This is a genomic window from Butyrivibrio proteoclasticus, from assembly GCF_900115735.1.
GTDB classification, from domain to species: domain Bacteria; phylum Bacillota; class Clostridia; order Lachnospirales; family Lachnospiraceae; genus Butyrivibrio; species Butyrivibrio proteoclasticus_B.
Genome location: NZ_FOXO01000006.1, coordinates 94,453 through 119,870 on the forward strand (window position 1 = coordinate 94,453; position 25,418 = coordinate 119,870).

General features: G+C 41.4%; 19 protein-coding genes. 14 read left to right on the top strand and 5 right to left on the bottom strand.

Features of this window, described 5'->3' with window-relative positions:
• Positions 1–70 precede the first annotated feature (70 nt).
• From BM146_RS05380 to BM146_RS05435, 12 genes are all read left to right on the top strand, one after another.
• Positions 71–2,056, top strand: coding sequence for an alpha-glucuronidase family glycosyl hydrolase (locus BM146_RS05380; RefSeq protein WP_074885463.1), 1,986 nt, complete (start codon positions 71–73; stop codon positions 2,054–2,056).
• 201 nt (positions 2,057–2,257) lie between these two features.
• Entirely contained in the window at positions 2,258–3,205 is a 948-nt protein-coding gene (locus BM146_RS05385) for an ABC transporter permease (RefSeq protein ID WP_074885466.1), read from the top strand.
• A 43-nt stretch (positions 3,206–3,248) separates the two neighbouring features.
• A complete protein-coding gene (locus tag BM146_RS05390; RefSeq protein ID WP_074885469.1) occupies positions 3,249–4,133 on the top strand; it encodes a carbohydrate ABC transporter permease in 885 nt (294 codons plus the stop codon).
• A gap of 152 nt (positions 4,134–4,285) precedes the next feature.
• On the top strand, positions 4,286–6,001 hold the full coding sequence (locus BM146_RS05395; protein ID WP_074885472.1) for an extracellular solute-binding protein: 1,716 nt from the start codon (positions 4,286–4,288) through the stop codon (positions 5,999–6,001).
• Between the two features lie 243 nt (positions 6,002–6,244).
• Positions 6,245–8,368, top strand: coding sequence for a glycoside hydrolase family 3 C-terminal domain-containing protein (locus BM146_RS05400; RefSeq protein ID WP_143087424.1), 2,124 nt, complete (start codon positions 6,245–6,247; stop codon positions 8,366–8,368).
• A gap of 161 nt (positions 8,369–8,529) precedes the next feature.
• A complete protein-coding gene (locus BM146_RS05405; RefSeq protein WP_074885479.1) occupies positions 8,530–10,008 on the top strand; it encodes an L-fucose/L-arabinose isomerase family protein in 1,479 nt (492 codons plus the stop codon).
• A 213-nt stretch (positions 10,009–10,221) separates the two neighbouring features.
• Positions 10,222–11,919: a GH25 family lysozyme gene (locus BM146_RS05410; protein WP_074885484.1), complete on the top strand. Its 1,698-nt coding sequence runs from the start codon at positions 10,222–10,224 to the stop codon at positions 11,917–11,919.
• A gap of 153 nt (positions 11,920–12,072) precedes the next feature.
• Entirely contained in the window at positions 12,073–13,302 is a 1,230-nt protein-coding gene (locus BM146_RS05415; protein ID WP_074885487.1) for a UTP--glucose-1-phosphate uridylyltransferase, read from the top strand.
• A 265-nt stretch (positions 13,303–13,567) separates the two neighbouring features.
• Positions 13,568–14,584, top strand: coding sequence for a UDP-glucose 4-epimerase GalE (galE, locus tag BM146_RS05420; protein WP_022772438.1), 1,017 nt, complete (start codon positions 13,568–13,570; stop codon positions 14,582–14,584).
• A 21-nt stretch (positions 14,585–14,605) separates the two neighbouring features.
• Positions 14,606–15,421, top strand: coding sequence for a phosphatase (locus BM146_RS05425; protein WP_074885490.1), 816 nt, complete (start codon positions 14,606–14,608; stop codon positions 15,419–15,421).
• Positions 15,402–15,671: a hypothetical protein gene (locus BM146_RS05430; RefSeq protein WP_074885491.1), complete on the top strand. Its 270-nt coding sequence runs from the start codon at positions 15,402–15,404 to the stop codon at positions 15,669–15,671. Before BM146_RS05425 ends, BM146_RS05430 begins: the two co-directional genes overlap by 20 nt.
• A 191-nt stretch (positions 15,672–15,862) precedes the next feature.
• Positions 15,863–17,482 (top strand): S1C family serine protease, encoded by a 1,620-nt coding sequence (locus BM146_RS05435; RefSeq protein WP_074885494.1) that lies wholly within the window; start codon positions 15,863–15,865, stop codon positions 17,480–17,482.
• A 193-nt stretch (positions 17,483–17,675) separates the two neighbouring features.
• Here BM146_RS05435 and clpX read toward each other — a convergent pair whose 3' ends face one another.
• Positions 17,676–19,229 carry an ATP-dependent Clp protease ATP-binding subunit ClpX gene (clpX, locus tag BM146_RS05440; protein ID WP_074885496.1) on the bottom strand — a complete coding sequence of 518 codons (1,554 nt, stop codon included), beginning with the start codon at positions 19,227–19,229 and terminating at the stop codon, positions 17,676–17,678.
• Between the two features lie 113 nt (positions 19,230–19,342).
• Entirely contained in the window at positions 19,343–20,407 is a 1,065-nt protein-coding gene (locus tag BM146_RS05445) for a LacI family DNA-binding transcriptional regulator (RefSeq protein ID WP_074885498.1), read from the bottom strand.
• A gap of 236 nt (positions 20,408–20,643) precedes the next feature.
• Between BM146_RS05445 and BM146_RS05450 the strand changes: the two genes are divergently transcribed.
• Positions 20,644–22,164, top strand: coding sequence for a glycoside hydrolase family 32 protein (locus BM146_RS05450; protein ID WP_074885499.1), 1,521 nt, complete (start codon positions 20,644–20,646; stop codon positions 22,162–22,164).
• A gap of 22 nt (positions 22,165–22,186) precedes the next feature.
• Positions 22,187–22,327 carry a hypothetical protein gene (locus tag BM146_RS19375; RefSeq protein ID WP_177201598.1) on the top strand — a complete coding sequence of 47 codons (141 nt, stop codon included), beginning with the start codon at positions 22,187–22,189 and terminating at the stop codon, positions 22,325–22,327.
• Positions 22,328–22,394: 67 nt separating this feature from the next.
• On the opposite strand, the gene arcC is transcribed toward BM146_RS19375, so the two are convergent.
• The 3 genes from arcC to BM146_RS05465 all read right to left on the bottom strand — a co-directional run bounded on the left by arcC (position 22,395) and on the right by BM146_RS05465 (position 25,415).
• The gene (gene arcC / locus BM146_RS05455) at positions 22,395–23,333 is read right to left on the bottom strand and encodes a carbamate kinase (RefSeq protein ID WP_074885501.1); all 939 of its coding nucleotides are present in this window, start codon (positions 23,331–23,333) and stop codon (positions 22,395–22,397) included.
• A gap of 74 nt (positions 23,334–23,407) precedes the next feature.
• On the bottom strand, positions 23,408–24,694 hold the full coding sequence (locus BM146_RS05460) for an ATP-binding protein (protein ID WP_074885504.1): 1,287 nt from the start codon (positions 24,692–24,694) through the stop codon (positions 23,408–23,410).
• A 7-nt stretch (positions 24,695–24,701) separates the two neighbouring features.
• A complete protein-coding gene (locus tag BM146_RS05465; RefSeq protein ID WP_022772424.1) occupies positions 24,702–25,415 on the bottom strand; it encodes a LytR/AlgR family response regulator transcription factor in 714 nt (237 codons plus the stop codon).
• Between the last annotated feature and the right edge of the window lie 3 nt (positions 25,416–25,418).

Consider the following 25,418-nt stretch of genomic DNA (forward strand, 5'->3'; position numbering starts at 1 on the left):
GGAAACTGCAAGATTACGTGGAATATTTTATCATAAAAGAAGATTTTTTGGAGAAAGGATTTGAACTAAAATGGGGAATAAAGAATGGACACAGCTTTGGCTTGGGTATAAGAACGTAAGTAATGATAACAAAACTGTTAGCTGTGAAGTGGTAGGGTTTAACAAGGATTCACAGGTGATAAAGAGTGCACTTTGTGAGCTCAAAAGTGGATTAAAGGGAATACTTTCAGATGAGGTTGTGGATAACGCAGGCTCTTATGACATTGCTCTTACAATTAAAAAAGTTGATGCCATCGCAAAGGAAGGCTTTAAGCTTGAGAGCGATACTTCATCAGTAAGCATCTTGGCCTCAGATGATAACGGCGCATTATATGGAGCCTTTGAACTTTTAAGACAGCTCTCCTGTGGAAAAAAGCTCTCTGAGGTCAATGTGGAAAAAACTCCATCCAACCCGCTTCGTATGATGAACCACTGGGACAACATGGATGGCAGTATCGAAAGAGGTTACTCAGGCCAGTCCTTCTTTTTCGAAAATAAAGAGATTGTGGTTGACGAGAGAACACGTGACTATGCAAGATTTATGGCCAGTGTTGGTATTAACGGAGTTGTAATAAATAACGTTAATGTAAAAGATGCAGCAACTTACCTTATTACAGACAGATATTTTGATAAGGTAAAAGAGCTGTCAGAAGTATTTGCAGATTATGGCATAAAGACATATCTGTCCCTTAACTTTGCTGCACCAATAGAGCTGGGCGGACTTGAAGTCTGTGATCCTCTTGATGAAAAGGTTATAGGCTGGTGGAAAGAGAAAGCAAAAGAAGTATTCGGAAAGCTTCCACATCTTGGAGGATTTCTTGTAAAGGCTGACTCAGAGGGAAGACCCGGACCATTTACATACGGAAGAACACAGGCAGATGGCGCAAATATGCTGGGAGATGTAGTTGCTCCTTATGGCGGAATCATCATTTGGAGATGCTTTGTCTACAACTGCACTCAGGACTGGAGAGACTACAAGACAGACAGAGCAAGAGCCGGATATGATTACTTCAAAGACTTTGACGGCGCATATCATGACAACGTAATCCTTCAGATAAAGAACGGTCCTATGGACTTCCAGATCAGAGAGCCTATTTCTCCACTTATCGGCGGACTGACAAAGACCAATCAGATGCTGGAAGTTCAGATTGCACAGGAATACACAGGACATCAGATAGACCTTTGCTATCTCATGCCGATGTTCAAAGAGGTTCTTGGATTTAAGACCTATTGTCAAAAAGAAAATGATACTGTTGCAGATGTAGTGAGCGGAAGAGCATTTGGCAATAAACTTGCAGGAATGGCAGCAGTTATCAATACCGGTAATGACAAGAACTGGACAGGAAATTACCTGGCAGCAGCTAACCTTTATGGATTTGGAAGACTTAGTTTTGACACAGAGCTTTCCTCTGAAGAAATAGCAAGAGAGTGGATAAGACTTACATTTGCCCTTGAAAAAGTGGATGAAGACAAGCTCACAGATATGCTTCTAAGATCCCGCGAAATATATGAAAAGTACACAAGTCCTCTTGGAATCGGCTGGATGGTTACACCACATGATCACTACGGCCCAAGCGTTGATGGATATGAGTACTCAAGATGGGGCACATATCACAGGGCAGACCACCTTGGAATAGGTGTTGACAGATCAGATAAGGGAACAGGATACGCTCAGCAGTATTACAAAGAGAATGCTGAAAAGTACAATGATCCTGAAAAGTGCCCTGAGGAATTGCTTCTTTTCTTCCATCACATTCCATATACATGGAAGCTTAAAACAGGAAAGACACTGATCCAGCACATTTACGACAGCCACTTTGAAGGTGAGGCTGAGGCTGAACAGCTCTTTGAAACCTGGAAGAGTCTTGAAGGAAAGGTTCCTTCAGAAGTATTTGAGAATGTCTCCCACAGGTTTGAACTTCAGATCTACAATGCAAAAGAGTGGAGAGATCAGGTGAACTCTTACTTCTATAGAAAGAGTGGTATTTCTGACCAAAAGGGCAGAAAGATATATTAAATAGAATAGAAGCTGATAACTGTATGGACAAAACCTACAGTTATCAGCTTTTTATGTTTGTGCATAGTGCACAAAGTGCGCATTTATTAGTAAGTGATAGTCAATATTTGATAGGAATATCTGACGTCGATAACTTACAATAAGAGAGTAGAAATTGTGCAATATTTCTATAAAAGAATATAGGGGTTTTAGGAGGAGTTTATGAGCAGAACCAAAACACAGAGGAAGGGGAGTAATCAGTCCTTTGGTGTCTACATCAAGCGCTACTGGCAGTTATACGTTCTTCTTGCTCTGCCAATCATCTATCTGATTGTTTTCAAGTACATTCCAATGCTTTATATCATGATCGCGTTCAAGAAATACAGCATTGTCCAGTCTATCTGGGAAATGCCTTGGGCCAAGAATCATGGTATGGAATACTTCATCAAAGCATTTAGTACAAAAGACTTTATCAATTCTTTGAGAAACACAATTGTTCTTAACCTTTTTGATCTGATTATCGGATTCCCAATACCGATCATATTTGCTCTTATATTAAATGAGCTCAGATTTAAAATGTTCAAAAAGACAGTTCAGACTATTGCATATATGCCTCATTTCCTTTCATGGGTTATTATCTATGGTCTTGCACTTCAGCTCTTTACACCTACAGATGGTCTTGTGAATATGGCTATCAAGGCATTTGGAGGAGAGCCAATCCCATTTCTTAATGATCCTGCGCACTGGGTTGGAACATATATCGGCCTTGGTGTATGGCAGAGTTTTGGATGGAACTCAATCATATATCTTGCTGCTATTGCAGGTATTTCACCTGAGCTTTATGAGGCAGCCAGCGTAGATGGTGCCGGACGTTTCCAGAAGATGTGGCATATTACACTTCCGGGAATCAAGCCTACTATCGTAGTTCTTTTGATCATGGCTCTTGGTAATATCATTGGATCAAACTTTGACAGACCATTCGCACTTCAGAACAACCTTGTTATGAAGTATGCGGAAGTTATCTCTACATATGTATATAAAGCTGGTATTAAGGGACTGCAGTTCAGCTTGACAACTGCGATAGGTCTTTTCCAGTCAGTAATAAATGTATTCTTCCTGCTTGCTGCCAACTGGCTTTCACGTAAGCTGGGTGAGAGAGGAATCTGGTGATATATTGCTGGCAAGCGCATAATTTTAAAGGAGAATATATAAAATGGATGAAAGTAGAACTATAAGATCCACCAAAACACAAATTGGGGATTGGGTTTTCGTTTTTATATGTGTACTTATAAGTCTTATCTGTGTTATTCCTATGATCAACCTTTTGGCCAGATCACTTTCAGGTACAGACTTCCTTGTAAGACATGAAGTATATCTTTTACCTAAGGGACTCAACTTCGATGCTTACAAGACCGTTCTTGGTGATGTTAAATACATTCACGCATTTGTTTGGACAGTAATCCTAACAGTAATATGCACAGTCGTTTCACTTTTTATGACAACAATATGTGCATATCCATTGATCTTTGAAAACTTAAAAGGCAGAGGTGTTATCAACATCTTTATCACAATTACAATGTTCTTCTCTGCAGGTACTATTCCAAACTACCTGCTTATGCAGAAAATTGGTTTTCTTGATAACCCACTGGTACTCATTGTTCCATATTGCATGAGCGTTTATAACATGATCATCATGAGAAGCTTCTTTTATGGAATACCTGAGTCACTTAGAGAATCAGCAGAAATTGACGGAGCATCATACTTCAGGATCCTTTGGTCAATCTACATTCCACTGTCAAAGCCTGTACTTGCGACACTTGCTCTTTTCTATGCAGTAGGACGTTGGAATGGTTACTCAGATGCTCTTATGTTTATGAAAAACAAGGATTTCTATCCTTTGCAGCTTCTTCTTTACAACATTTTGAACAACATCAATTCAGTAGAAGTTGCTACACAGGAAGGATTCTCAGCACCTGGTCTTAAGGATTCACTTAAGTCCGCAATAGTTATGTTTTCAACTATTCCTATTTTGTGTATTTATCCGTTCCTTCAGAAGTACTTCATTCACGGAGTTACTCTTGGAGCGGTAAAAGAATGAGCTGAGAGAACCTGATGAGGTTTTTTCGAATCTGGTTCGAACGTGTTCTGGCTCACACGTAGTGTGAGCCAGAACCTCCTTATTAAAATTAAAGGTTTATGAAAAAATAGTTAACTCCCCCTTCGGGGGTAAAAGATAAATGGAGGTATGTTATGAGGAAAAAGGTATTATCTATGTTACTTGCATCTGCAATGACTCTTTCACTTGCAGCATGCGGTAGCCAGGGCGGTGAGCAGGCCGCTGAAAGTGCTCCGGCAAACGCTGATGCATCAGCAGCTCAGACTGAAACAGCTCAGGCTGACACATCAACAGAAGCAGTTGCTTCAGAACTTACAGATGGTAAGTTCGCAGACACAAGACACATCACAGTTGAGGTTTATGACCGTGGTAATGATGGCGGTTCAGACCCAACAAACAACGTGTACACAGACTACATCAAGAAGGGAATGCTCGAGAAGCACAACGTAGAAGTTGAGTTCGTAGCAGTTCCTCGTTGGACAGAGGTTGATGAGATCAACAACCTTCTTGCAGGCGGTACAGCACCTGATGTATGTGTAACTTATTCTTATCCAACAATCAAGACATATGCTGACATGGGCGGTGTTCTTGATCTTAGACCTTACATTGATGATTACAAGGATGAACTTCCTAACCTTTGGACATGGCTTGGCGAGTCAAACCTTTACTGGGATGCTGATCCTGAGAATGGTCAGACATGGGCAGTTGAAGCAAAACTTGCTAACATGAACAGAATTCTTACATTCGTTCGTAAGGACTGGCTTGATAAGCTCGGTCTTGCTGAACCTACAACAAAGCAGGAGTTCCATGACATGCTCGTAGCATTCAAGGACAATGCTAGCGAACTTCTTGGAGCAGACGCTGACAAGATGGTTCCTTACTCAGTTTCTTACGATGTAGGTTGGAGAGCTGGTACTCTTATTGAATCTTTCATTGATCCAGATATCTCTGATAAAGAGTTCTATGTAAACGGCTTCGATGACAGAAAGCTTACACAGAACGGAACAAAGGAAGCAGTTAAGCTTCTTAACCAGTGGTACAACGAAGGCCTTATGTGGAATGACTTTGCTATCTACGGATCAGGCGACACAACAGAAGATGACATGATGAAGGCTGGTTATGTTGGCGCATTCACACACAACTGGGATTATCCTTTCAGAAACGGTGAGGATTCAATACAGGCTAACCTTAAGAGACTTGTAGGCGACGACGCTAAGTACGTTGCAATCGATCCATTCGAAGACAAGAACGGAACACACAACAAGTTCCTTGCAGGCCCTATCGATCGTAAGATCTTCTTCCCTGCAACAAACGATGAGCCTCTTGCATCAATGCTTTACCTTGATTTCATCTCAGAACCTGAGACAATCCAGTTCTTACAGCTTGGTGAAGAAGGTGTTACATGCAACAAGCTTGATGACGGTGGATATGAGATCGTTGCTGCAACAGGCGATGCAATCCAGAACTCCGGTATGAACATCGACTACACAATCACATGTAATGGTCTTCACCTTACATCTGATGACCTCACAGAGAAGACTCTTGCTCACTCATATGCAGGAATCGACGTTGAGGATGTAATCAAAGCTAACGAACTTGCAAAGACTGACACAAGAATTGGTATCAACGTTAAGACTGGTGACATCGAAGCAGAAGGTGGTGTAGGCGATACACTTTCAGCTAAGAGAGATCAGATCTATGATCAGGCTATGAGCGCAAGTGTAGATACATTCGATTCTGTTTGGGATGAGGGTATTGCTGATTACCTTGGTTCAGGCGGACAGGCTATCATTGATGAGAGAACTCAGAAATGGGAAGCTACATATGGCGATGCCGAAAACATCAGATAATTAGTATCGGCAAAAGAAATTTTGAGCAGCTGTCACTTAATTGTGGCAGCTGTTTTTGTGTGAGTTGTTCTTGAGTCATAATACTCCCACTTACGCTTATACAAAGGAAAAGTTATTACCTTGTCGAATTGCCCGAACGTAACAACAATAATTAAGCTAATAAAGGCAAAATATGGTAAGAAAATTAGATGCTCCACCTATACAATAAATATGGTAAACAAAAGAAACTTAAGGGGTATAGATATGAATAGACAAGAAGCAAGAAAGCGTGCAAAAGAGCTTGTTGCTAAGATGACAGTTGAAGAGAAGGCATCTCAGCTTCGCTATGACGCACCTGCTATTGACAGACTTGGAATCCCTGCTTACAACTGGTGGAACGAAGCTCTGCATGGGGTGGCAAGAGCCGGTACAGCTACCATGTTTCCGCAGGCAATCGGTCTTGCTGCAGCTTTTGATGAGGAACTGATGAAAGAAGTCGGCGAGATCATTGCTACAGAGGGAAGAGCCAAGTATAACGAGCAGTCTAAGAGAGAAGACAGAGATATCTACAAGGGACTTACTTTCTGGGCACCAAACGTTAATATTTTCAGAGATCCCAGGTGGGGCAGAGGCCATGAGACCTATGGTGAGGATCCATTCCTTACAAGCAGACTGGCAGTTCCTTTTGTTAAGGGAATTCAGGGCGATGGAGAGTATATGAAGGCGGTCGCATGTGCCAAGCACTTCGCTGTTCACTCAGGTCCTGAGGGCGAAAGACATTTCTTTAACGCCAAGGCTTCTAAGAAAGATCTTGAAGAAACATATCTTCCAGCATTTGAAGCATGCGTAAAAGAGGCCGGTGTAGAGGCAGTCATGGGTGCTTACAACAGAACCAACGACGAGCCATGTTGCGCTAACAAGCCACTTATGGTTGACACACTCAGAGGCAAGTGGGGATTTGAAGGCCACTTCGTATCTGATTGCTGGGCAGTAAAAGATTTCCATGAGAATCACAAGGTTACAAAGAGTCCTGAAGAGTCTGCAAAGCTTGCGCTTGAAATGGGCTGTGATCTTAACTGCGGATGCACATATCAGAAAATAATGAATGCCTACAGAGCAGGTATTTTAAGCGAGGAGACTATCACTACTTCCTGTGAAAGACTCTTTACAGCAAGATTCCTTTTGGGCATGTTTGATAAGACAGAGTATGATGAGATTCCTTTCGATGTTGTTGAGTGCAAAGAACACCTTGAAGTTGCACATAGAGCAGCAAGAGAGTCAGTAGTTCTTTTGAAAAACAACGGAATCCTTCCTCTTGATAAGAGCAAGATAAAGACTATCGGTGTAGTTGGACCAAACGCTAACTCACGTCTTTCACTTATTGGAAATTATCATGGAACAGCTTCAAGATATGTCACTGTTCTTGAGGGAATCCAGGACAAAGTTGGAGGAGATGTCCGCGTTCTTTATTCAGAAGGCTGCGATATCTTCAAAGACAATATAAGTAATCTTTCTGATCCAAACCTTCCGGACAGACTTTCAGAGGCTAAGACAGTTGCAGATTACTCAGATGTAGTAGTTGTTGTACTGGGCCTTGATGAGAACCTTGAGGGTGAAGAAGGCGATGCAGGAAACCAGTTTGCATCAGGTGATAAGATAAACCTGAGCCTTCCTCTTCCACAGAGACAGCTCCTTTACTCAGTACTTGAGTGCGGAAAGCCTACAATCGTCATCGATATGGCTGGAAGTGCGATAGACCTTTCGAAGGCTCAGGATGATGCGGATGCAGTTCTCCAGGCGTTTTATCCCGGAGCAAGAGGCGGAAAAGATGTAGCTGATATCCTCTTTGGTGATGTATCACCTTCAGGAAAGCTTCCTGTTACTTTCTACAAGTCAGCAGATGATCTTCCTGACTTCAAAGACTACTCAATGAAGAACAGGACTTACAGATACTTTACCGGAACACCTCTTTATCCTTTTGGATATGGTCTTACATACGGTGACTGCTATGTTAAGCCTGACAACCATTTACATATGGATAATGGTAGTGAACCTGATACATTTGATGCAGAGCTTACTGTTACAGTAGTAAATGCAGGCAAAGTAGACACAGACGAAGTTGTACAGGTTTACATCAAGGATCTTGATTCTGAGTTTGCCACAACTTATCCACGTCTCTGCGGATTTAAGAGAGTACATGTTAAGGCAGGCGCAGAAACAGAGGTAACAATAAAGCTTGATAAGAAAGCCTTCACATCTGTCAATGAAGATGGTGAGAGAAAGATATTTGGCAAGAACTTCAAGATTTATTTCGGAACACAGCAGCCTGATGCCCGTTCTGAGGAGCTCACAGGACATAAGTGTGCAAGCTTTGATGTTAAGTTGTGACATTGATTGCGTACAATATGAATAAAAAAGTGAAGTGTTTTTCTACATTTTGCAAGATTGTATTTTAGTCAGCAATGACAGATAATATTTTAGATGCAAATAAAATAATTAGGGGAAAACAATATAAGTTTTAAGCGTTCTACGCGAGAAAGGGGATTTTTATGATTAACATTCCAGAAGTAAAAATTGGACTTGTTGCAGTAAGCCGTGACTGCTTCCCGGCATCACTTGCTGTAAACAGAAGAAAGGCTTTGGCTGAGGCCTACAAGAAAGCATTTGGGGATAAGGACGTTTATGAGTGTCCTGTATGCATCATCGAGAGCGAAGTTCAGACACTTGAGGCTCTTGAAGATGTTAAGAAAGCAGGATGTAACGCTCTTTGCGTATATCTTGGAAACTTCGGACCTGAAATTTCAGAGACACTTCTTGCTGAGAAGTTTGATGGACCTGTAATGTTCTGTGCAGCTGCAGAAGAGTCACAGGGAGATCTTATTGATGGCAGAGGAGATGCATACTGCGGTATGCTCAACGCAAGCTACAACCTTCACCTTCGTGGAGTAAAGGCATACATTCCAGAGTATCCTGTTGGAACAGCTGATGAGTGTGCAAAGATGATCAACGAGTTCGTTCCGATCGCAAGAGCAATCGTTGGACTTAGAGACCTCAAGGTTATCAGCTTTGGACCTCGTCCTATGAACTTCCTTGCTTGTAACGCTCCTATTCAGCAGATCTACAACATGGGTGCAGAGATTGAAGAAAACTCAGAGCTTGACCTCTTCGAGAGCTTCAACAAGCATGCCGGAGATTCTAGGATCGCAGAAGTTAAGGCTGATATGGAAAAAGACCTTGGTGCAGGCAACAAGAAGCCTGAAATTCTTGAGAAGCTTGCTCAGTATGAGATTACACTTCTTGACTGGATCGAAGAGCACAGAGGCGGCAAGAAATATGTATGTATCGCTGGTAAGTGCTGGCCTGCATTCCAGACACAGTTTGGATTCGTTCCTTGCTATGTAAACTCAAGACTTACAGGTCGCGGAATTCCTGTATCTTGTGAAGTAGATATCTACGGCGCAATCAGTGAGTTCATCGGAACATGCATCAGTAACGACGCTGTTACACTTCTTGATATCAACAACTCTGTTCCTGCTGACATGTATGAGCAGTCTATCAAGGGCAAGTTTGATTACAAGCACACAGATACATTCATGGGCTTCCACTGCGGAAACACATGCACAAGCAAGCTTTCAAGCTGTGAGATGAAGTTCCAGAGAATCATGGCTAGAAACCTTCCTGAAGAAGTTACACAGGGAACACTTGAAGGAGATATCATTCCTGGTGATATCACATTCTACAGACTGCAGAGCACATCAGACAACCACCTTCGCGCATATGTTGCTCAGGGTGAAGTTCTTCCTGTTGCTACACAGTCATTCGGTGGAATCGGTGTATTCGCTATTCCTGAGATGGGCAGATTCTACAGACATGTACTCATTCAGCAGAACTTCCCTCACCATGGTGCTGTTGCATTTGGTCACTTTGGAAAGGCTCTTTACGAAGTATTCAAGTATGTTGGTGCTGAGACAATCGGTTACAACCAGCCAGCATCACTTCCTTACCCAACAGAGAACCCGTTTGTGTAAAGTACTTGACGAGGTATTATCGAGTCTAGTACGCACCACTTCTGTGCACTTAACGAGGTTACTTCGAGTTTAGTGCAGCAGAAGATCTATATGTATAGGGTATAGCAGATTGACAATAGAAGCCACTTTGGAGGTTGCTCCAAGGTGGCTTTTCCTTTATAATTAAAATGTTAAGAGTTTTGTAAAATATTGTTGAAGGGGAGTTTAATTTAAATGAAAAGAGCTAGAAAAATCTTTTTTTCTATGGGATTGCTAGTAGCGGTAATAGCTTTCCTATCTTTTGTTCCTGCTTTTGGAATCACAGCTGCAGCAGGAGCATCCGGCCCGGAAGTGGCAGTTGGTATTGATGTTTCTAAATATCAGGGAGGAATCAACTGGCAGCAGGTCAGGGCAGCGGGTATCAGATTTGCCATGATCAGAGTGGGCACAACCAAAAAAGGACTAGATGAGCAGTTTGCTAACAATATAAATGGAGCTAATGCAGCAGGTGTACGAACAGGCGTCTATATTTATTCTTATGCAACAACACCTGAGGCAGCAGCCGCAGAAGCAAACCAGGTTTTGGCATGGATTGCACCATATACAGTAACATTCCCGGTAGCAATCGATATTGAAGATGCCTGTCAGAAAAACTTGAATTCAGCGCAGCTTCAGGCTATCGCCGATACATTCTGTGGTATCCTGAATGCCAACGGATATGAGACAATGGTTTATTCAAGCAGAAACTGGTTTCTCAACAGGATGCCAAATGTAGCTTCTGCAAAATGGATTGCACAGTACAATTCTACCTGCGATTATGCAGGTGAATATGCAATGTGGCAATCAAGCAGTCATGGTTCATATTCAGGAATTCCTACAAGAGTAGACGTTAACCACCTTTATGTTGACTACTTCTCAAGAATAATCGGAGAAGGCTTTAACAGCTGGGGCGGACATGTATATTACTACAGCAACTACCGCAAGCAGTACGGATGGCTTAATCTTGCAAATGGAAGATATCACACAGATGAAAACGGATTTGTTCAGACCGGGTGGTTCCAGGACGAAAGCGGTATCTACTATTTTAAACCAACTGAGGGCGGCCTTGCGGCTGTAGGATTTAATGATATCGACGGATCACGTTTTTACTTTGACGCAAATGGCGTAAGATGCACAGGTCTCCTTAACCTTGGAGAAGCCGGTGTGTACTATGCAAATGCAGATGGAATTTGTCAGAAGGGATTTGTTCAGCTGGAAGACGGAATCCATTTCTTTGATGATAATTATGCAATGCACGTCGGACTTACACAGGTTGGAAAGAATCTTTATCTCTTTGACGGAAATGGTGTGATGCTGACAGGAATGCATGCACTTGAAACAGGTAAGTACATGTTTGGAGCAGACGGTATTGCTATAAGCGGTTGGTACTCCAACGAGCAGGGACAGAGATTCTATTTCAATCCTGAGACACATACCGCACTTGCCGGACTTCAGACAGTAGAGGGAGCCAATTACCTGTTTGGTGATGACGGAGTAATGCAGACCGGTTGGTCAGGAGATGTAGCAAGCAGATACTACTTCGGAGCCGATGGCAAGATGGTTACAGGATGGAATGTTATAGATGGACAGTCCTATTACTTTGGAGCTGACGGTAAGATGGTAACAGGACTTGCAAAGATTTCAGACGGAACATACTATCTTGAGCCAACAGATGGACATATGACACTTGGTTGGGTACAGACAGCAGAAGGCTGGAGATTCTTCGATGGCAACACAGGTAAGATGCTCACATCTGTTACAGTACCACTTGATAACGTAAACTGTACATTTGATAAGAACGGAATCTTAGTTGATCCTGCAGGCTGGACACCGGGAACACCGGCTCCTGCACCGGCAGCAGATGCTGCAGCTGCTTCAACTACAGCAGGCTGATAATTATCGAATATTTAAGCGTTAATATTTTAGGCATACATATCACATTTAATACGTGGTATGTATGCCTTTTTTGTCACCTTGTAAAAAGTCTGCTAATCACTTAAAATGTTCCTTGGAGTTTTTATAATTTGAAAGATGAGGGAAACGTTAATGAATTTCGAAGAAGCTAAAAAGAAACTTGAACAGTTCGGTCAGGAACATGTTCTTAAATACTACGATGAACTCAGCGAGACTGAGAAGCAGGAGCTTTTACAGCAGATTGATGAGACTGATTTTGCTGTGCTTGAGAATTGCAAGAACCTTGGTAAGAGCGAGGGACGAGGAGAATTTGCTCCTCTGGCAGCAATGCAGATCTCTGAGATTGAAAAGAGAAAAGAAGAGTTCACAAAGATTGGTGTTGAGACTATCAAAGCCGGAAAAGTAGCAGCTTGTCTCCTTGCAGGCGGAATGGGAACAAGACTTGGCTCTGACAATCCAAAGGGTATGTATGATATCGGACTTACCAAGCATGTTTACATTTTCCAGAGAATTATCGAGAACCTTCTTGATACAGTTAAGCAGGCCGGTGGAACATACTTAAGACTCTTTATCATGACAAGTGAAAAGAACAATGACGCAACAATAAACTTCCTTAAGGAACACAACTATTTCGGATATCCTGAGGAAAAGGTTACATTCTTTAAACAGGACATGGCACCTGCTTCTGACTATGAGGGAAAGGTTTATATGGAGGGCAAGAACAGAATCTCCACATCACCTAACGGAAATGCAGGCTGGTATTCATCAATGCTCAAGGCTGGTCTTCGTGACCTTATTTTAGAAGAGGGCATCGAATGGATCGATATCTTTGCAGTAGACAACGTTCTTCAGAGAATAGCAGATCCTTGCTTCGTAGGTGCTACAGTTAATGCAGCAGTTGACTGTGGTGCAAAGGTTGTTAGAAAGAATGCTCCTGATGAGAAGGTTGGAGTTATGTGCCTTGAAGATGGCAAGCCATCAATTGTTGAGTACTATGAGCTTTCACAGGAAATGATGGACGCCAAGGATGAGAATGGTGATCCTGCATACAACTACGGAGTAATCCTTAACTATCTCTTTAACGAGAAGGCACTTAATGAGATTGCTAAAAAGACACTTCCTCTTCACGTAGTTGAGAAGAAGATTCCATACATCGATGAGAATGCTAATCTTGTAAAGCCTGAGAAGCCAAACGGATGCAAGTTCGAGCAGCTCGTTCTTGATATGATCCACGAACTCGACAGCTGTCTTCCATACGAAGTAGTAAGAGAGTACGAGTTTGCACCTATCAAAAACAAAGAAGGAATTGACTCAGTAGAGTCCGCAAGAGAGCTCTGCAAGAAGTGTGGCATAGAACTATAAATAAGAATAGTTAACAAAATGACAGCTTGATTTAACAATAGAAAGTTGAAAAGAAACAAGGCTGACCATAATATATAGAGAGAACAAAGCAGTTTTAATAAATTAAGATGGATTTTTTGTGGGAGCAATTTTGAGAGCCTTTGTGCTCGTCAGTACTTATGTCCTGTTCTTTAGGACATTAGTACTGCTACGAAGCACATGGAGCGCAAGCGTCCTCAAAATGATCGCACAAAAATATCCATCACTTTATAGAAAGAGGTGGATTATGGCAATTCTTGTAACAGGTGGAGCAGGTTATATTGGATCACATACAGTAGTAGAACTTCAGAACGCAGGCTACGATGTAGTAGTTATGGATAACCTTGCTAACTCCAGTAAAAAAGTAATTGGAAGAATAGAAGCACTAACAGGTAAGAAAGTACCATTTTACGAGGCAGATATACGAGACAGAGAAGGACTTGAGAAAATCTTTTCAAGTGAGAAGATCGACAGCGTAATTCATTTCGCAGGTCTTAAGGCTGTTGGAGAATCTGTTCAGAAGCCATGGGAGTACTATGACAACAACATAACAGGAACTCTTACACTTGTAGATGTTATGAGAAAGCATGGCTGCAAGAACATCATCTTCTCTTCATCGGCAACAGTATATGGCAATCCTGCATTTATTCCGATCACTGAAGAGTGTCCTAAGGGAACATGCACAAACCCTTATGGTTGGACAAAGTCAATGCTTGAGCAGGTTCTTACAGATATTCAGAAGGCAGATCCAGAGTGGAACGTTGTTCTTCTTAGATACTTCAATCCTATCGGAGCACATAAGAGCGGAACAATCGGAGAGAATCCTAACGGAATTCCTAACAACCTGATGCCATATATCACACAGGTTGCCGTTGGAAAGCTTCCACAGCTCAACGTATTTGGTGATGACTATGATACTCCGGACGGAACAGGCGTCCGCGACTATATCCATGTTGTAGACCTTGCTCTCGGACATGTTAAGGCCCTTAAGAAGCTTGAACCGGGCAGCGGACTTAACATCTACAACCTTGGAACAGGTGTGGGCTACAGCGTTCTTGACATTGTAAAGAACTTTGAAGCTGCTACAGGAGTTAAGATTCCTTATGTTATCAAGGAGAGACGTGCAGGCGACATAGCTACATGCTACTCCAATGCTGACAAGGCAGAAAAAGAACTTGGATGGAAGGCTCAGAACGGAATCAAGGAAATGTGCGCTGATTCCTGGAGATGGCAGAGTCAGAATCCAAATGGATACGACGACTAAAGATTTAAATGAGGTTTTATAATGTACAAAATTGAGTGTGACACACATACTCATACATTTTATTCAAGACATGCTTATTCAACTATTGAAGAAAATGTACGAGCAGCGAAGGAAGCGGGTATGACGCTCTTGGGCAGCACAGATCACTTCAGTGATATGCTGTTTGGGGATTACAAAGAGGTTAAGAATTATCAGTATCTCTTTTGTACCAATATGTGGCCAAGAAATTGGCAGGGGGTTACACTTTTAAGGGGTTGTGAAGCAGATATCGTTGACATGGATGGTCATTTATTTGGTCACGATATTGAGGTATTGAAATCAACTATAGGTGATACATACGATCCACCTCAGAATTTACAGAAGATGGTATTTGACAGATGCGATTATGTCATTGCAAGTGTTCATGCCAAGAGACACACGATTGGTGAGTCTATCGCAAGGAACACACAGATGTACATAAATGCTCTTGAGAATCCTAAGGTGTTCTTTATTGGACATATTGGAAGAGCGGGAGTTCCGTTTGAACTGGATGAAGTTCTTTTAAGGGCCAAAGAACTCCATAAGCCAATAGAGATCAATGAACACAGTTTTTCTTTTGAGGGACATCACAAAGAGCTTTGCAGAAATATTGCTGAGAGATGCGCAGAGCTTGGTGTCAGCATCTGTATAAACACTGATGCACATATTTCTATCGAGATAGGTCGTATGGATAAAGCTGTAAATATGCTCGAGAGCATAGATTTTCCGCAGGAACTGATAATTAATCGTTCCAGGGAGGCTTTTCTGAAAGGGCTTAAGGACAGCGGGGTATTCACTGATGTTTCGATTGTGGGTTAAACTTATAGATGATAATCATCTGATCAAAGACATTGTTGTATGCGATGATACTGCGGACAGCAGAACACATAAAGTTATGAATTCAATAGAGAAGGCATGTTATGAAATGGACCTTTCAAAGCCAATCTGGCTTAAGCCGATAGTTAGAGATTTTCAGATTCATGCCAAGTGCAGATTTACTAAAGATGCTTTTATTGAAGAAGTACCATTTGACTATATGGAAATTCAAGTACTAGAAGAAGACTATTGAGAATAATTCTCACATGCAATGCTGTAAATGCAATGAATGTGAGAATTTTCTTATTATAAAGTGAAATTTCTTTTCATAAGTATTGCTTAATTATAAAAAAATATTATTTTTATATTATAAATTGAACACAATTTCGTCACAGAATAAAACTATACTGAATTTCATAAAAAGAAAGGAAGAAGGTAGTAGAGATGTTTGAAGATGAGAAAAACGGACAGAACAATTCTTATGGATCTTACAGTTATGGATCTGGATACGGGCAACAAAGTACTTCTTCAAATGGATATGTAAATAATAATTATGTAAATAATCAAAATTCATATGGCGGTCAGAATTCATACGGATATGGAAATGGTCAGCAGACATATGGTACATATCAGTATAGTGGTAATAATTTTGGAAGTACACCTGAACCACCTAAGCCACCCAAAAAGAAAAACACAGCAGCAATTGTTATTGCAGCAGTTTTAATCCTTGCTTTGGTAGTTGGCGGCGTTGGTGCGGGATATTATGCATATTCAAGACATATTTCACTTTTAGCATCAAGCGAAAAGTCTCAGGAAGTAACTAAGGATCAGACAAAAGAGGAAGAGACACAAACTGCAGAAAGCTCAGAGAGCACAGAAACAGAGCAGTCGACAGAGAAGAAGGTTGAGACTACAACAACCAGTGCAGCAACTTCAGTTGTTGTAACAGATGTCACAGAGGTAGTTGAAGAGGTAATGCCTGCAATGGTAATTATCCACAATAACTACACAGCATCAGCAAGTTACTTTGGCTACACACAGACACAGGAAGCTACAGCTTCAGGTAGTGGTATTATTGTAGGTGAGAATGATACAGAGCTTTTGATCGCAACTAACTACCATGTAGTAGAAGGTGCTGATTCGCTCGAAGTTATCTTTAATGATGATAGTTCAGTTGAAGCAGTTGTTAAGGGATCTGATTCAGACATGGACCTTGCAGTAATTGCTGTATCAATCGATGAGGTTTCATCAGATACACTTGATTCAATCAAGGTTGCAACTCTTGGAGATAGCGACTCACTTACACTTGGCGAACCTGCAATAGCAATCGGTAACGCACTTGGTTATGGTCAGTCAGTTACAACAGGTGTTATTTCAGCTATCAACAGAGAAGTTGAAACTGAAGAGGGCGTAACACATACATTTATTCAGACAGATGCAGCTATCAACCCAGGTAACTCAGGTGGAGCTCTTTTGAACATTCAGGGCGAAGTTATCGGTATCAACTCCAACAAGATTGGCGGCGATACAGTAGAAGGTATGGGATATGCTATTCCTATTTCAGTAGCAAAGCCTATCATCGACAAGCTCATGAACGAAGAGACAAAGCGCAAGGTATCTGAGGAAGACAGAGGATACATCGGAATCTCAGGTGTAAGCGTTCCTTCAGAAATCCATGAAGTATATGGTATTCCTCTTGGAGTACTTGTTCACGATGTATATGAAGGCGGCGGAGCAGCCGATGCAGGTATTAAGAGCGGTGATGTTATCATTGCATTTGATGGAGAAGAAATCACATCAATGGATGATCTTCAGAGCAGACTTGAGTACTACGCTAAGGGCACAACTGTTTCAATCACTGTAATGAGACAGAGCGATTCAGGCTACGCAGAAGTAACTCTTGATGTAACACTTGGCGAAGCTGCCAGCACATCAAGCAGTACAGATTCTAACGCAGCAGGATCAGGTGAAAACCAGTACAATGGTCAGCAGCAGCCCGCACTTCCAAACGATAAGAATGGACAGAATGGTGGAAACAGCCAGCAGCAGGGCGGCGGACACTAATGATAATAAAAAAGATGCTGTGAAAAATGAGAAATCATTTTTCACAGCATCTTTTTATAACATAGGAAATTGCTTCCTATGTTATAAAAAATCGCTCCGCTAAGGATGCGCACTCGCGCGATTGGAAGATGTTGCATAAATGCAACCGCGCTCGGCGCGAGAATGTCGCAAGCGACATTCTTTTTTTATGTCTTTATATTGATGTAGCTTGGTCGGTGTTGAATACAGGGAGCTTTGGTTGGATGGAATCACCGCGTATCTCGATGAGAGGAGAGGCTTTACCATCAATATAGTCTCTTGTGATGGTTACGCGTCCAATGTTCTCATCCTTTGGAATCTCATACATAATATCAAGCATGAACTCTTCGATGATCGCACGCAGAGCCCTGGCTCCGGTATCCTTTTCAAGCGCTTTTTCTGCGATAGCTTCCAGCGCGCTGTCGTCGAACTGAAGATCAACTTCGTCCAGTGCAAGGAGTTTCTGATACTGTTTAAGTATCGCATTTTTAGGCTCTTTTAATATCTGGATGAGCATATCCTTTGTAAGAGCCTGAAGTGTACAGATGATAGGAAGTCTTCCAAGGAATTCAGGAATCATTCCGAATTTCTTAAGGTCTTCGACTGTAACATTAGAAAGAATGTTAGGGTCATCTTCATATTTATCCTTAAGATCAGCATCAAAACCAATTGATGTCTGCTTATTAAGTCTCTGAGTAATGATTTCTTCAAGATCAGGGAAAGCACCGCCGCAGATAAACAGTATATTTCTGGTGTTTACTGTGGTAAGAGGAACCATTGCATTCTTGCTGCCGGCTCCTACAGGTACTTCAACGTTAGAGCCTTCAAGGAGTTTGAGCATTCCCTGCTGAACTGATTCACCGCTTACATCTCTGGATGTGGTGTTCTTTTTCTTGGCAATTTTATCTATTTCGTCAATAAATATAATTCCATGTTCAGTCTTTTCTACATCATTGCCTGCTGCGGCAAGAAGCTTACTTACAACACTCTCGATATCATCGCCGATGTATCCGGCCTCTGTAAGTGATGTGGCATCAGCAATTGCAAGCGGTACATCAAGGAGCTTGGCAAGAGTTTTTACAAGGTAAGTCTTTCCACTTCCTGTTGGTCCCAGTAAAAGAATGTTTGACTTCTCAATTTCAATGTCATCCATTGTGTCTGTGGCAACTCTCTTGTAGTGGTTGTAAACAGCTACAGACATAACCTTTTTGGCCTGATCCTGACCAATCACATACTCATCAAGTTTAGCTTTGATCTTGTGCGGTGCAGGAATGTTCTTGATGTCAAAAGCAGGTTTTACCTTGCCTTCACTTTTTTTCTTAATCTTCTGAGAGTTTGGTATGCCGCCCATATTAAAGTTGTTGTTGTCCATGCTAAAAAATCCAAATCCAGGGAATCCATTCTGATTCTTGTTGAGTTCATTCATGAGATTTGGATTGTTCAGAAGATTCTGATAATCAAACTGGCTTACGGTATCCATGGTTTTCTGCATGCAGTCGTTGCAGATGCAGATGTTGTTTGGAAGATGGAACATCTTGCCGGCCTTGCTTTCAGGTCGTCTGCATACAAAGCAGACATCTTCGTATTCAGGTTTTTCTTCATTATTATTTGATGTATTATCTGATTTATTGTCAGAGGCAGTTGAATCATTTGTAGTATCTACAACTTCAGATTCTTCACCTTCTTTGACTTCTCTGAAATCAAATTCGTCGTCTTTATTATTTGTCATAACTACTCCAATCTTCAATATAAACTACTAAACCCATGAAGTTATTATATGCACACCGGGGGCATCCTTACAAGTTAACATTCTATTAACAGATGATTGAGCTAATGTTTGATTCAGACAGAGATGTGCACTGAGCCTGTGGACTCACGAAGGATTATGTCGGTTTCTATATAGGTCTTTTTATATGGAGTATGCGGATTGGCAATTCGTGAAAGTAAAATATCTGCGGCAATATATCCCATTGAACTGCTGTGTATTTTTACTGTTGTTAAACCCGGATCAATAATTGTTGCCTCAGGTGCATTGTCAAAGCCACATACCAATACATCATCAGGTACATTTAAGCCTAGTTTTCTAAGGGCTTTAATTGTGCATATGGCAAGGAAATCGTTGGCACAAAAGAAAACCTCCGGCCTTTTATTTAAAGCTCTGACCTTATCAGCAAGCCAGTCAATGTCACGGTAAGGCATGGAGTCATCCTCCAAAATACTGTTGCCGGTTTCGATACTAATACCGTTGTCAGTCATTGCTGAAACATATGCCTGCCATCTTTCGTAAAAAGACTGACAGTGAAATCTGTCGCCTACAAAAGAAATGTTCTTTTTTCCTTCCTGGATAAAAGAGTCTACGAGGCGATAAACGCTTGTGATATTCTCCATGTAGAGTGTGTCTGCATTTAGTGATATTTTTTGCACAAGAGGTGTGTCTACAAAAAGAATAGGAATATTTAGATCACACAGGAATTTACTGTACTTGTCAGAAAACATTTCTATACAGAAAATACCCGCAATATTATCAGGATTTATATTGGTAGGAAGGGTTAAGTTATCAATGTCAGTATCCTTGATTATATTAATTGAAAGCTTGTACCCCAAAGAATCGATCCTGTTTTGAAATGCTTCAAGGAGCTTGTTTCCTGAGTGCGAAGCTCCGGGAAAAGCATGTGTAAGCAGTGCAATCTCTGTTTTTCTGCTATTTGCGGCAGGCAGTGACGTGGAAGGGTTGACAGCTGTGTCAACCAAATTGAACTGTTTGTATCCCATTGCTGTTGCCATCTGACATATCTTGTTTCTGGTCTCAATGGATACGCTTCCGGAATTGTTAAGTGCTCTGGATATAGTATTTCTGGACATTCCGAGAGCATCTGCTATTTCTTGTAAAGTAACTCTTTTACTCATAATGTATCCCCAATCAAATAAAGTCGGACCTTAAAATATCATATCTTAGCTACATGAATGTGTCAAATGCAACATTCTTGGAGAAACAAGTGTGCATATTAAACAAAAAATAAAACAGAAAAAATGTAGTATTATACGAAAATGTGAGGCATATGCACTTTTGTGTTGATACAAATGAAACATAATGCTATATTGAATCTGTCAAAAGATAGTGCAAAAGCACCAAAGGAGGAATTATGCAACGGTTAAATGCTTTGGTATTGGTTGGCATTCTCGCTGTGGCAAGTGTTGGATGTGGGGCAGAAAAAACGAATGAAGAAGTAGTGGATACTGTGGAAACTAAGGAAGAAAACTACCTGGGGGAGAGCATAGAAGATCATGTGATTTTTCCTGCATCGGTGGAGGGCCTTGTAGGTGATACAATGCCTTTTTATGACGATGGGACATACAATGTATTCTATCTGGCTGATCAAAGGGATGGTAAACAGGGCTATCACCCCTGGGGACTTATAAAGACTACAGATTTCTCTTCTTATGAAGACAAAGGAGTTGTCATAAATTATGGGGAATCTGTTGAAGATCAGGATATAGCGCTTGGTACCGGATCAGTTATTAAGGGGAAGGATGGTCAGTACCATGCTTTTTATACTGGACATAATGATATGTTTGAGCCAAAAGAAGCGGTCATGCACGCCGTAAGTTCAGACATGGAGAATTGGGAAAAAATTCCAGAGGATACGCTGTATGCCGGTGATAATTATGCACAAAACGATTTCAGAGACCCTTACGTATACTATGTAGAATCAGATGGCCTTTATAACATGCTGGTAGCCACAAGAAAGGACAACATAGGAGTTATAGCCAGGTTCACATCAGATGATCTAAAGAGCTGGGAAGATGCCGGCGTGTTCTTTGAAAATGACATGGGGACGGATTCGAATCTGGAATGTCCATCACTTCTTACATATAAGGGGAAATGGTATCTGGCATTTTCTGATCAGTGGCCTGACAGGCTGGTACATTACAGAATAGCGGACAGTATCGATGGACCATTTACAATTCCGGATCAGGATATTTTTGACTGTAATGGATTTTACGCCGGCCGAATGGAGACAGATGGGGATAATCTCTATGTCGTAGGCTGGAATGGAACCAAAAAGAAGCACACAGACTCAGAGGACTATGACTGGGGCGGAAATATGGTCACACATCTTTTGAGACAGAATGAAGATGGCAGCCTTTTTCCTGTATTAAATCCAAAAGTCGAAGAGCTCTTTTCTAATGAACTGGCAGTAGAGCCATTAAAAATGACAGAAACTACATCTGTTGAAGAGGGCAGTATCTCTTTTGCAGGAGATCAGTATGAGATGGCAGGGTTCAAGGACCTTCTGGGGAGTTATCTCATAAAGACAACCATAAAGGAATTCGATAAGGACGGCATGTTTGGTTTTTGCTTCAACACCAATGATGAAAATGTGGGGAGACTGAACATCATATTTAATGGGGCAACAAACAGAATTGAGTTTTACAACGGCGAAAACATCATGGAGAGAAAGGCACAGTCCTATGTCGATTTCGATATTTCAGGATCGGATCAGCTTGATGTCTCTATGCTGGTTTCAGATGGTGTTGTCTGCATGTATGTCAATGAGAAAATGGCTTTCACAACAAGGATGTATATGGCGCAGGGATCAGACTGGGGAGTGTTTGGTGTTGGAACAAAAGTAAAATTCGACAACATTAGAGCATATAAGTAGAACTGCTTTTGGGAGGAAGCATATGGGAGTGGATATAAAAAGTATTGTAGGAATGGTAGCAAAGCATAAAATTGCAATTGTAGGAATTCTGGCTGGGGCAGCAGTTTTTGCAGGGTCTGCAACATTTATCATAGCAAAAGAGGATTCGCAGCCAATCCAGTGATAGGTAAAAAGTGATAAAGAAATAGCCCGGTGCGTGTGCACTGGGCTATTTTAGTAATGCTGAGTTATTATTCAAATACGATCTGTGTTCCTGCTTTGCCTTTGAGCGCATCCTTAACAGAGTCAAGAGAAGTGATAAGAACTTCGCCTTCATGGTTTGCTTCAAGGAACTCGATAGCTGCCTCAATCTTGGGAAGCATGTCGACTTCACCGAATTCTCCATCTTCAATGTGTTTCTTTGCTGTTTCAATATTCATCTTTTGAATAGGCTGCTGATCCTCTTTTCCAAAGTTTGTGTAAACGTATGGAACAGAAGTCAGGATAATGAGCTTGTCTGATTTAAGATCTGCTGCAAGCTTACCTGCAATAGCATCTTTTTCTATTACAGCGGAAGCACCTTTTAATACGTGGCCCTGCTCGATTACAGGAATTCCGCCGCCGCCACAGGCGATAACTTCCTGACCTGCATCAACAAGTGCTCTGATGGCGTCAATCTCTACTATATCTATAGGCTTTGGAGCTGCGATTATTCTGCGATATCCATTGCCCGGTATTTCTTTTACAAAATTACCCTTTTTAATTTCGGTGTCAGCATCTTCTTTTGACATGTTTCTTCCGATTGCCTTGGTAGGAGCGTAAAAAGCCTCATCATAAGGATCTACTGTAACTTGGGTAAGGAGTGTGCTTACAGGTGTTGAGATGCCGCGACTTGTAAGTTCTGTTTTTAGGGAGTTCTGAATATCGTAACCTACATAGCCCTGGCTCATGGCATTGCACACGCACATGGGAGCTGCCGTGTAGTCGATATAGATTCTGTGGAGCTCAGTCATTGCTTTGTGGATCATGCTGACCTGAGGTCCGTTACTGTGGGTAATGACGAGCTGATAACCAGCTTCTATGAGATCCGCCAACGCCTTGGCAGTGACCTTTGTTGCATTCATCTGCTCATTGGTTGTTACACCGAGAGCTTCGTGTCCTAGAGAAACTACAGCCTTAATATTGTCCATTTTATCCCCGTTTCCGCACAGAATGTGCTAGTAAAGATAGAATTATTGTACATTAATTGCCCCGGTTTTAAAAGTTAAATAGGCAGAATAATATTAAGATGAAATACATTTTCTTCAGCGTATGTGTTCATGGCACCTTCGAATTTATCCACGAGCATCTTTATACTCTTTATGCCAAAGCCGTGGCCGTTTTCGCTGTCTTCTCTGACCGGGAGCTGGCCGTCAAAAACAATCTCCCCTTCAAAGTAATTCCAAATATGAATGATGACGGAATCGCCGAACTTTTTAAGGCTGACATCTATCACGCGCTTGTCGGGATCTGTTACAGAATCGGCGCCGGCTCTTGCATTATCTATTGCATTGGCAAAAAGAAAATACAAGGACATGCTGTCATAGGCACCGAGAGAATCTGTGTAGCTTACGCAGTTAAAGCGGATGTTCTGCTGTTTGCAGAGAGTGCTCATATTTCTAAGAAGAACATCAAGAACTTCGTTGCCTGTTTTTACCAGGGGAGTGAAGCCTTCAATTGAATCTCTGATAGGTGAAAGATCCGGCACATCAAGCTTGTTTTCTTCTGCCAGACGTTCGATTCTGTCCAGCATATGTTTTAGGTCATGGGTTTGGATGTTAGTAAACTGAACCATTGCTTTCCACTGTTCATACTGCTTTTCAGAAGCAGACAAAAGACCTTTTATAACCATGGACTCTGATTTTTCTTCCTGCCATCTGTACAGATAAAGCTGCATGGCTAGGGTAAGGGCACAGCATATGATAGCGTATATGCAAGCTGCAAGCTCGTAGTAGATGTTGTCAGAACTGTGGTCTACAACCAGTCTGTTTACTCCGATACATGTGAGGATGATCGTGATAGAGAGAACATTTAGCCTGATGGAGTTCTTTTCAAAATGGAAATTCGTAGCAACCAAAAAGAATACGACCAGGTACACCACTGAAAAGACAAGCATCTCTAACAATATTGGACAGATAAAAGAAATGGCATTTATTCTTTTTACAAAAGGAATTAGTGATATCAGTACAGTAAACTTATTGGCGATATGCTGCGTGGCAACACCGTTGATACAGGAAGAAATGACTGAAAAGGTATTGCCCTTGTAATTACTAAGATAAAAGATTATGGATACTCCGATGATTAAAAGAAGCATGAAAAATCTGATGAATGTAGAATCTGTACTATCAAGATCTATAAGAAATACAAGTGGAAAAGAAATCAGCAAAAGAGCTGCAAATCTAAATATAAATAGATTTCTTTTTTCAAAGGTCTGAAGGAATAGAAACTCAGCAATGAGTATCTCGAGGTAATAACCAACAGATGTAAAACTGCTTATCCAAGAACCATTCATTTAATACTCAACCTCCAAGGTACAGATTAAGCTGCTCCAAAAAAGCTTTTTTCTTGGAACGACCGATTTTGATCATATCTCTGCCGACCTTGATCTCATCGCCGTAAAGCCCTTTGACAAAGGCGAGATTTACAAGGACGGAAGCACTGCATCTGGCAAAATTGCAGTTTGCAAGCTCTGTTTCCCTTTCGCTCAACCCGCCGTAGGAATCAATTATCTCATCTACAGTGTGAAACATAAGATCGTGTCCCATTACTTCTATATACATAATGTCATTGGAAGAGAGAATATGAGTGCCTTTTTTGTCTTTTACCTTAACGGGCTGGCCTGTCCTGCCCTCTAAAAGGCGCATGGCCTTGTCAAGCTTTACAGAGAGGTTACTGTAACTGATGGGCTTTAGGCAGTAGTCAAGTGCGTCAACGCCGTAGCCTTCAGGCGCATATTGAGGCATGTTTGTAACAAAGAACAAAAGAGCTGTATCGTCAATAAGGCGCAGCTTTTTAGCGGCTTCCATACCATTGAGGAAACCTTTTCCCAAATCCACGTCCATAAAAACAATGTCGAAAGCCTTTTTGTAATCATCTAAAAAGCTCTCGGCCTTGGTATATATTTTTGCATTAAAATCAAATCCCTTTTCGCTCCCATATTTATTAAGGCAGCTTTCAAGGAATGAAGAATACTCTGTATCGTCTTCTACAATAGCAACTCTGAACTGTTTCATAGG